Source organism: Longibacter sp. (assembly GCF_051155795.1).
Lineage (GTDB): Bacteria > Bacteroidota > Rhodothermia > Rhodothermales > Salinibacteraceae > Longibacter.
On record NZ_DAXETW010000176.1, the window covers coordinates 22,520 to 30,550 of the forward strand.

The window sequence follows — 8,031 nt, forward strand, 5'->3', positions numbered from 1 at the left end:
CCGACGTCGGGCGGGGCAGAGAACGAATGGACCGTCGAGAAGTAGGAGCGGCGTCTGACACCTGCACCGCTTCAAGTCCCGATATGACGTTAACGGTAACGGTAGATGGGGCGCGGCTCCACGTCGAGGAGGATGGACAGGGCGAGCCGCTCCTGCTGGTCCACGGGTTGGGCTCAAGTGCGCGCGACTGGTTTGCGCAGGTTCCGCACTTCGCGTCGCGCTATCGCGTGCTGACGCTCGACCTCCGCGGTCACGGCCGTTCCGACAAGCCGCGAGAGGCGTACAGCATCTCGCAGTTTGCACGGGATGTTGCGGTCCTTTTGCGGAAGCGAGACGCATGGCCCGCGCACGTGGTCGGCCTGTCGATGGGCGGCATGGTGGCCCTCCAGTTAGCGCTCAATGCGCCGGCCCTGGTTCGGAGCCTGACCGTCGTGAACAGCGCCTCCGACGTGCGGCTGAAGACGTGGCACGACGTATGGTTTTACGCGTCCCGTCGTCTCGCCGTACAGGTGCTGGGCATGCGCCGCGTCGGCAAAATCATCGCCGATAAGCTCTTCGTTCGACCGGATCAGGAGAACCTGCGGCGGGAATTCGTGAAGCGATGGGCCGACAACGACCCGGCCGCCTATGTTCGGACGGTCGACGCGATCATGGGCTGGTCCGTGCACGACCGCCTCCACGAGATCGACATTCCGTCCCTGTTCGTGTCCAGCGAGCACGACTACACGCCGGTATCCAGTAAAAACCTGGCGGTGGCGCGCATGCCGAACGCCGAACTGGCCGTGGTCGATGGGGCCCGGCACGCGCTGCCTGTGGAAAAGCCGGAAGCGTTCAACGCGATCCTGGACGACTACTTGCAGCGTGTCGAAGCGGGATGGGGGGCCGGCGAGAAAGATTCATCCGCCGCGACGGTCGAGGGACGCCCACCGAAAACGGTGTCCAGCTAACGCGTTCGTTGACGTCTTGTCGCCTGCTTCGGCTTTTCATCTCGGTCAGCCGACAGGTTCTGCTGTTTCGTAGCTTCCTCGGTCGACATCGACGCCCTCGCGGCACGCTCTTTCTCCGGTGCGTGCCGCAGCGCGATGAGTTCGAGTCGGTCGAGCGTCGACGCGATGGAATGTCGCGTTCGACGGCGCATCCACGCCTCCAGCTTCGGCCCTGCGGCGAAGAGGACCGCAGACATGACGAAAAACGTGGTCAAGAGGTAGACGACACCGACGCCAAAGTCGCCGAGCAGATACAGCAGCCCGAGAAGCGCGGTGATGGTGAAGATCGTTGTGCTTCCGATGCGGGCGGCCTGTCCGAGCGATTCGTAGTGCTGGCTGAGCGACAGCGTTGTTGCACCGTCCTTCTCATAGAAGGTCGCATGCACGGTCTGCGAATGGCTGTCGCGGGCCGTCCATTCACGGCTGCTTCCGATCTCGCCGGTGGAACCAGGCGTCTGATACGCGTCCCGCAGCTCATCGACGATCGCGCGCCAAATCTCGTCCGATGGTGGAAACGAGAGGGAGCGACTTATGCGGACGACGGAATCGTCATCAGGGCTCTCGAGATCGGCCGCTGCCTCGCGAACATGCCTTGGCTCGATGCCGGCCTCGCGTGCGGCGCGTTCGATATCGCTCAGCGTTAGGCTGGACGACACAGAGTCCATGGCCTTGCTAGCCTGTGACTGGCGCCGGGCTGCCCGCTGGAGGATGGTGCGGATGTCACCCGCGGTGTAGCGACGAAACGGTTCCATGGTCTAACGCAGATGGGGACTCCGAGAGGCGGGCGATGGGGGGACGTAACCGGGCAACACGCACTCCTGAAGATAAGATAAGCAAGTCGCCGAAAAAATAGGGCTACATAGCAAAATAACGTGTGCGGATACGCCACAGTCTAGTGCACGTAACTCCCGGCATTAATGTCGATCGTGGTGCCCGTGGCATGATCCGCGAGGCCACTCGCGAGAAACGCCACCGTCGGAGCGATGTCGTCCGGTTCGGTGAGCGTCGAAAGCGCCAGGTCGTGGGTTGCGTACTCTTCCCCGTAGGTATCGATGAAGTCCTGCGCCATGTCCGTCCGCGTGAAGCCGGGCGCGACGGTGAACGCCTTGATGTTGTCCGTGCCGAAGCCGCGGGCGAGCGACTTCGTCAGTGCGACGACGCCGGCTTTCGATGCGGCATAGGCGATGTAGTCCGGCGTATCGCCCCGATGTGCGGCACGGGAGGCGATGTTGACGATGCGTCCGCCGCCGCGAGCCTGGAAATGCCGGATCGCGTGGCGGCAGAGGAGCTCGGGCGCCTGGAGGTTGACCGCCATCGTACGCGTCCACGCCTCGTTCCAGTCGCTGGTCGACGCGTCGATCGGCGCGGACACGGCAACGCCGGCGTTGTTTACGAGGACATGCAGCCCGCCCAGGGTATCCGTTACCTGAGCGATCAGTCCGTCCGCGGCGTCGAGGTCCGACAGGTCCGCCTGAAACGTCTGCGCCCCGTTACCGCACGCCTCGGCCACCGCCCGGGCTGCATCTGCGCTGTTCGCGTAGTGCACGGCCACGGTTGCGCCCGCTTCGGCAAGGACGCGGGCGATGGCCTCGCCGATTCCGCGGCTGGCGCCGGTGACGAGGGCGGTTTGTCCCGAGAGGTCGAGCGTCATACTGTACTGTGAGGATGGTGGCAGTCTGGATGTCTGTCTGGATGGAAGGGAGGTCTGTTGGCGCAGACCGGCTCGCGTCAGTAGTACAGGCGGGTCCCGTACTCGCGGTCGGCCGACGTATCCGCCGGGACGATCTCAAAATTGACACGCCCGATCGGACGTTCGTCCTCGGTTTCAATCGTGACGCGCCACTCCCCAGGTTGGACGTTTTGTTTGAAGGTGGATCCGCGATATCCGTTGTCGCGGCCGCCTTCGACGTTGTATCCGATGCGGTCGGTGCTGACCCACCGCTCGGTTTTCGGGTCGTACTTCTGCCATCGGTGGTACACGTTTGTCTTGAGCTCCGTCGGTGCGAACACGGCGGCGAAGCAGTGGACCTCGTCCCCGGGGGCGTACTCAAAGACCTCCTCGTCGGGGTCCTCCCAGAAGGCGTACCACGGCGCTTTCGCGTAGCGCAGGGCGTAGGCGTCCTTTTCCACCTCAACGGCGCGGTACATGCCGCCGTGCCGGAGGGCGAGGGGGACCGGCGGGATCCAGTGCTGCAGGTAGAAGACGTTGACGAGCAGCAGCAGGGAGACGACGACGCTGACGGCGCCGAGGTACGACGCGGTGGTCTTGAAAATGCCCGCCCGGTAGAGGATGAAGAGCATCGATCCGACGATGATCGCGCTCACGATCCCGCTCAGGATAAAGAGGCCGTACCCGATCGTGCCGAAGAGGATCGGCAGAAAGAACGTGAAGTAGCAGAAGACCGCCAGAAAATAGATCCCGAACAGGATGTAGAGATTGCCGGTCCCGGTGCGTTCCCACATAAACTCGTTCGCCACGAGGAGGGACACGAGGACGAGCAGGAACAGCGAAGCGGTCGTCAGCGAGGCGCTCTGCGTGTAGTAGATGACGTAGGCGCTGAAGAGGCCGCCGCAGAGAAACTGAATGGCGCCGGTGGACCAGCCGGTGAGTTGCTTCAGCGGCTTGAGTCGAAGCTTCCCGCCCCGGTCGAAGGCGGTGAGCATGATAAAGCCCCCCAGAAGCGCCAGGTAGACGGCGAGGAAGACGTTATCCACGAGGGCGTCGATGCGGCGGAGCGTGGCCGCGTCCCAGCCGACACCGCCGAGGAAGAGCGTCGGGGGCAGCAGGTTCTCGTGGCGATGAAAGAGGAGACGCGCCAGCCGGTACCGGGGGCTGGCGTCGAGGCGATCCATGATGGATCCCAGCAAGCCGGCTGCAGAACCGGCTGCCGTACCGGCGGCTACATCAGTCGACATGGAACGGGTCGCGGAACGAAGGGAGGGGCGCAGTGGGGACGGGCATCACGCAGAAGATGTGCCAGTCGCTACAGAAGGTAGGAAAGCGCGCCGACATCAGCGAACCCGTTCCGTTGCGATGTCAAACGTCAAGAGCCCGGTGTGGGCAGGTCCGGCTTCTTGACCCCCGTTGCCTCGGTCTTCGCGGTCTCTTTCTTCGGTTTCGGGCGTCGCCAAAGGGGGACGGACGAGCACGGCTCGCCGTACATCAGTTTGCGAGCGACCCCCTGTAGCTTCTGCGTCGCGATGAGGTAGGCGACCTCCGGTACACGATCCGAACCGCATCCTTTGATGACGACGGGGCGATCTTCGTAGGCCGACCACTCCTGGTTGTCGAGCGCGCGGATGTAGTAGTCGCGGACCAGCTCGTCCTCCTGCCCGAACGCTACGGAGGCGGCGATGCCCTCCAGCTTGGAGGCGACAAGCATGTAGCCCCACGTTGGCACGATGGCGTCTGTCGAACAGTAAACGGCGACGTGCTGATCCTCATACTGGGACCAATCGTGCTCGCGGACGGCTTCCCGGAAGGGTTTCTCCTTGAGCATGAGTCCTTTCACGAGGAACGGGCTGATGTCCAGTTCCGCAACGGTGCGGTCATCCCAGAGATTGTCCAGGTTGAAGACCGCGATCTCGCTTTCGGCTACGCGGTTGGTGATCGGTTCCATGGTTTGCGTTGGTACGTTAGGGCGTTGGTCCGTTAGGGCGTTGGTACGTTAGGGCGTTGGTACGTTGGGGGTTTGGGGTGTTCGGACGTCAGGACATCGTCGGCCGGGTCTGCATCAATCGGGATTGGGCCGTACGATCGTTTGGGTGCCGATGCTGCGCAGCCTGAAATCCGACAAACGACGAACAACCGACCAGCTACGCGTTGGGGCGTTATCGCGTTGGGACAGTGGAGCGTCGATGCGTTAGTGCTACCTCAGCGTCGGTTGGTTCTTTAGGCGGTGGGCGGTTTCGATCAGGGTGTCAGCTGCGCGGTCGATCTCCTCCGTTGTGGTTCGCCGGCCGAGGCTGAGGCGGACGGTGGAGCGGGCGTCGTCGTCGGAGAGGCCGTGGGCTTTCAGGACGTGGCTGGGGCGGTTGGAGTGGGACGCGCACGCGCTGCCGGTGGAGCAGGCGATGCCGCGCATCGCGAGAAGAAGATCCTCCGCCGGCACGCCCGGAAGGGTGAGGCTGGTCGTATTGGGGAGGCGCGGTGCGGTACGGCCATTGATCGATGCAGTGTCCAGCGCGTCGGTCAGGGCTGCTTCCAGCCGATCCCGCAGCCGGCGCATGCGGTTGCTGTCGTCTCTCTGCTCGTCGACGGCGATCTCGAAGGCGTCCCCCATTCCGACAATGGCCGGCACGTTCAGGGTGCCGCCGCGCTGCCCCTTCTCCTGCCCGCCGCCGTGGACGAGCGGTTGCCAGCGAACCCGCGGACGGCGATCCCGGGCGTACAGTACGCCGATCCCTTTGGGCCCGTACGCTTTGTGCCCCGATGCCACGAGCAGGTCAGCCGGCTCCGCGGTGATCGGGATCTTTCCCACGGCCTGCGTGGCGTCTACGAGAAATAGCGCGCCGTGGTCGCGCACGACCCGAGAGATTTCCTCGATGGGCTGGATCACGCCCGTTTCGTTGTTGGCCCACATGACGGCGACCAGCACGGTGTCGTCGCGCAGCGCGTCGCCTACCGCGTCGGCCGATACCTGCCCCGACGCATCGACCGGGAGCCGGGTGATGTCCGCTCCCTCTCCTTCAGCCGCGTCGCATGTATCCAGGACGGCCTTGTGTTCCGTCTCCACCGTCACGATGTGACTGCCCTTGCGGGCGTACGTGGACAGCACCCCCTTGATGGCGGCGTTGATCGCCTCGGTGGCGCCGCTGGTGAACGTAACGGTGGAAGAGCCGACGTCCAGTGCCTGCGCGACCTGTTCACGCGCGACCTCGACGGCCTCATCGGCGGCCCAGCCGAACGAGTGGCTGCCGCTGGAGGCATTTCCAAATCGGTCCGTGAAGTACGGAAGCATCCGTTCCATCACCCGTTCGTCGACGGGCGTCGTGGCGTTGTGGTCAAGATAGACCGGGGTCGACATAAAGGGATAATCGTCGCGGAAGGATGCGGTAGCTTCGGGCTTATAGTCAACCTTTGCCCGGAACGTGAGTTTCTCAGCGATCTGTGCGCACACGCCCGGTCCTCGGTGCTCGCTCCGCGGTATGAAGCCGATTCATGAACGGGCCGTGGTTCACATCGGCGCCTGCGTTTTGTACTCTACCGACGACCACTGCACCCGAGACCGCCGCCGCGATCGAATGATCGAGTTTCTCGTAGACACTCCGATTCTGCTCTTGGTGCTCGTATCCGCGCTCGGGTACCTGGTGGGGCAGGTCGAGGTGAAAGGCAGTCGTCTCGGGGTTGCGGCGGTTCTGTTCGTCGGGCTCGCGTTCGGTGCGGTCGATCCCCGGCTGGCGCTCCCGGACTTCATGACGCTCCTCGGGCTCATTCTATTCGTGTACGCGATCGGTCTGAGCAGCGGCCCCGGGTTCGTTTCTGCGCTGCGTCGCGAAGGCGTTCGCGACAACATGTTCGTTGTCGGTCTTCTGGGGGCCGCAGCGCTCCTGACGGCCGGTTTGGGTATCCTCCTCGGACTCTCGAATACCGTCACGTCCGGCCTGTTCGCCGGGAGTCTTACCAACACGCCCGCGCTGGCTGCCCTGCTGGAGCGGATCGAGGCGAAGGCGCCCGCCGGCCTGGTAGACACAATGCTGACGGAGCCCGTCGTCGGGTACTCGATCGCCTACCCGGTCGGGATCGCGGGGGTGATCCTGGCAATCGTGATCGCGCAAAAGCTGTGGAGCATCGACTACGAGGCGGAGTCCGGCGCGGTCGCCGGGGCGAAAACGACGGGGGAGGATCTGGAGAGCGTATCGATTCTCGTGACGAACCGGAGCATCGCCGGGACGAGCGTGCGCCGTCTCATGGAGGATCACGACTGGGACGTCATCTTCGGTCGAATCCGCCACACCGGAGCAGGGCAGGATCTGGTTGAAGCGGATACCGTCGTGCACCCGGGCAGCGTCATCAGTGTGGTGGGGACGAAGGAAAACATCGCACCGGTGATCGATGTCCTTGGCGAGCCGGCGCGTGAACGCTTGGAGAAACGGCGGCACGAGTACGACTTCCGCCGCATCTTCGTGTCGAATCCCGACGTGACGGGCCGCCCTCTGCGCGACCTCCGGTTTTTGCAGCAGGTAGGGGCCATCGTGACGCGGGTCCGGCGCGGCGACGTAGAGTGGCTCGCTGACGCCGACACGGTGCTCGAGCCCGGCGATCGGGTGCGTGTCGTCGCCCGGCCGGAGGATATGTCGCTCATCAACGAACGCTTCGGGGATTCTTACAAAGCGCTGAGCGAGGTCAACCTCTTCACGCTCAGTACCGGCATCATGGCCGGGATGCTGATCGGTCTGATACCGATTCCGCTGCCGGGTGGCCTCGAATTCAAACTCGGGCTCGCGGGTGGACCGCTGATTGCCGGTCTCATCCTCGGAAACGCGGGTCGGACCGGGCCGCTCGTCTGGTACTTGCCGTACAACGCGAACCTGTTGCTCCGGCAGCTCGGCCTCGTGCTATTCTTCGCCGGTGTGGGCACGAAAGCGGGCTATGCCTTCTTCAACACCCTTCTCGCCGGGGGAACGGGGCTTCTTATCTTCGGCGTTGGCGCGGTCATTACGTGCCTGACGGCGTTCACGGCACTCTGGATCGGATACCGGCTACTCGGCATCCCGATGGGCCTGCTCGTCGGGATGCTCGCCGGACTGCATACGCAACCGGCCGTTTTGAGTTACGCCATCCAGCAAACCGGGAGCGATCTGCCAAACCTGGGCTACGCGACGACCTTTCCGATGGCAACAATAGCCAAAATCCTCTTCGCCCAGCTTCTGCTGTTGCTGATGTAAACCACGGGTTCGTCTTGTGCGGGTGCAGTGCGATGCGCCCTTCCGGCATCGTGTGTCATCAAGGTCATCCCATTCCTTATTCCCCACACCCCATGCACACTTCTTGGACCGAGCACTTCGCTGCATTTCTCGACGACCGGATGGCAGAAGCCGATGC

General features: G+C 63.8%; 7 protein-coding genes. 2 read left to right on the plus strand and 5 right to left on the minus strand.

The window, feature by feature from the left end:
- Window positions 1-83: 83 nt before the first annotated feature.
- Window positions 84-947, plus strand: a complete 864-nt coding sequence (locus ACFCU0_RS16230; protein ID WP_434974732.1) for an alpha/beta fold hydrolase — start codon at window positions 84-86, stop codon at window positions 945-947.
- Here the strand turns inward: ACFCU0_RS16230 and ACFCU0_RS16235 are convergent.
- From ACFCU0_RS16235 to ACFCU0_RS16255, 5 genes are all read right to left on the minus strand, one after another.
- Entirely contained in the window at window positions 944-1,738 is a 795-nt protein-coding gene (locus ACFCU0_RS16235) for a hypothetical protein (RefSeq protein ID WP_434974733.1), read from the minus strand. The genes ACFCU0_RS16230 and ACFCU0_RS16235 overlap by 4 nt on opposite strands.
- Window positions 1,739-1,878: 140 nt before the next feature.
- Complete coding sequence (locus tag ACFCU0_RS16240) at window positions 1,879-2,637, minus strand: SDR family NAD(P)-dependent oxidoreductase (RefSeq protein WP_434974734.1); 759 nt, start codon at window positions 2,635-2,637, stop codon at window positions 1,879-1,881.
- A gap of 77 nt (window positions 2,638-2,714) precedes the next feature.
- Window positions 2,715-3,902 carry a DUF2914 domain-containing protein gene (locus ACFCU0_RS16245; protein ID WP_434974735.1) on the minus strand — a complete coding sequence of 396 codons (1,188 nt, stop codon included), beginning with the start codon at window positions 3,900-3,902 and terminating at the stop codon, window positions 2,715-2,717.
- A gap of 128 nt (window positions 3,903-4,030) precedes the next feature.
- A complete protein-coding gene (locus ACFCU0_RS16250) occupies window positions 4,031-4,606 on the minus strand; it encodes a DUF2480 family protein (protein WP_434974736.1) in 576 nt (191 codons plus the stop codon).
- A 249-nt stretch (window positions 4,607-4,855) separates the two neighbouring features.
- Complete coding sequence (locus ACFCU0_RS16255) at window positions 4,856-6,013, minus strand: cysteine desulfurase family protein (RefSeq protein WP_434974737.1); 1,158 nt, start codon at window positions 6,011-6,013, stop codon at window positions 4,856-4,858.
- 217 nt (window positions 6,014-6,230) lie between these two features.
- On the opposite strand from ACFCU0_RS16255, the gene ACFCU0_RS16260 reads away from it, so the two are divergent.
- Complete coding sequence (locus ACFCU0_RS16260) at window positions 6,231-7,874, plus strand: aspartate:alanine exchanger family transporter (protein ID WP_434974738.1); 1,644 nt, start codon at window positions 6,231-6,233, stop codon at window positions 7,872-7,874.
- The last annotated feature ends 157 nt before the right edge of the window (window positions 7,875-8,031 follow it).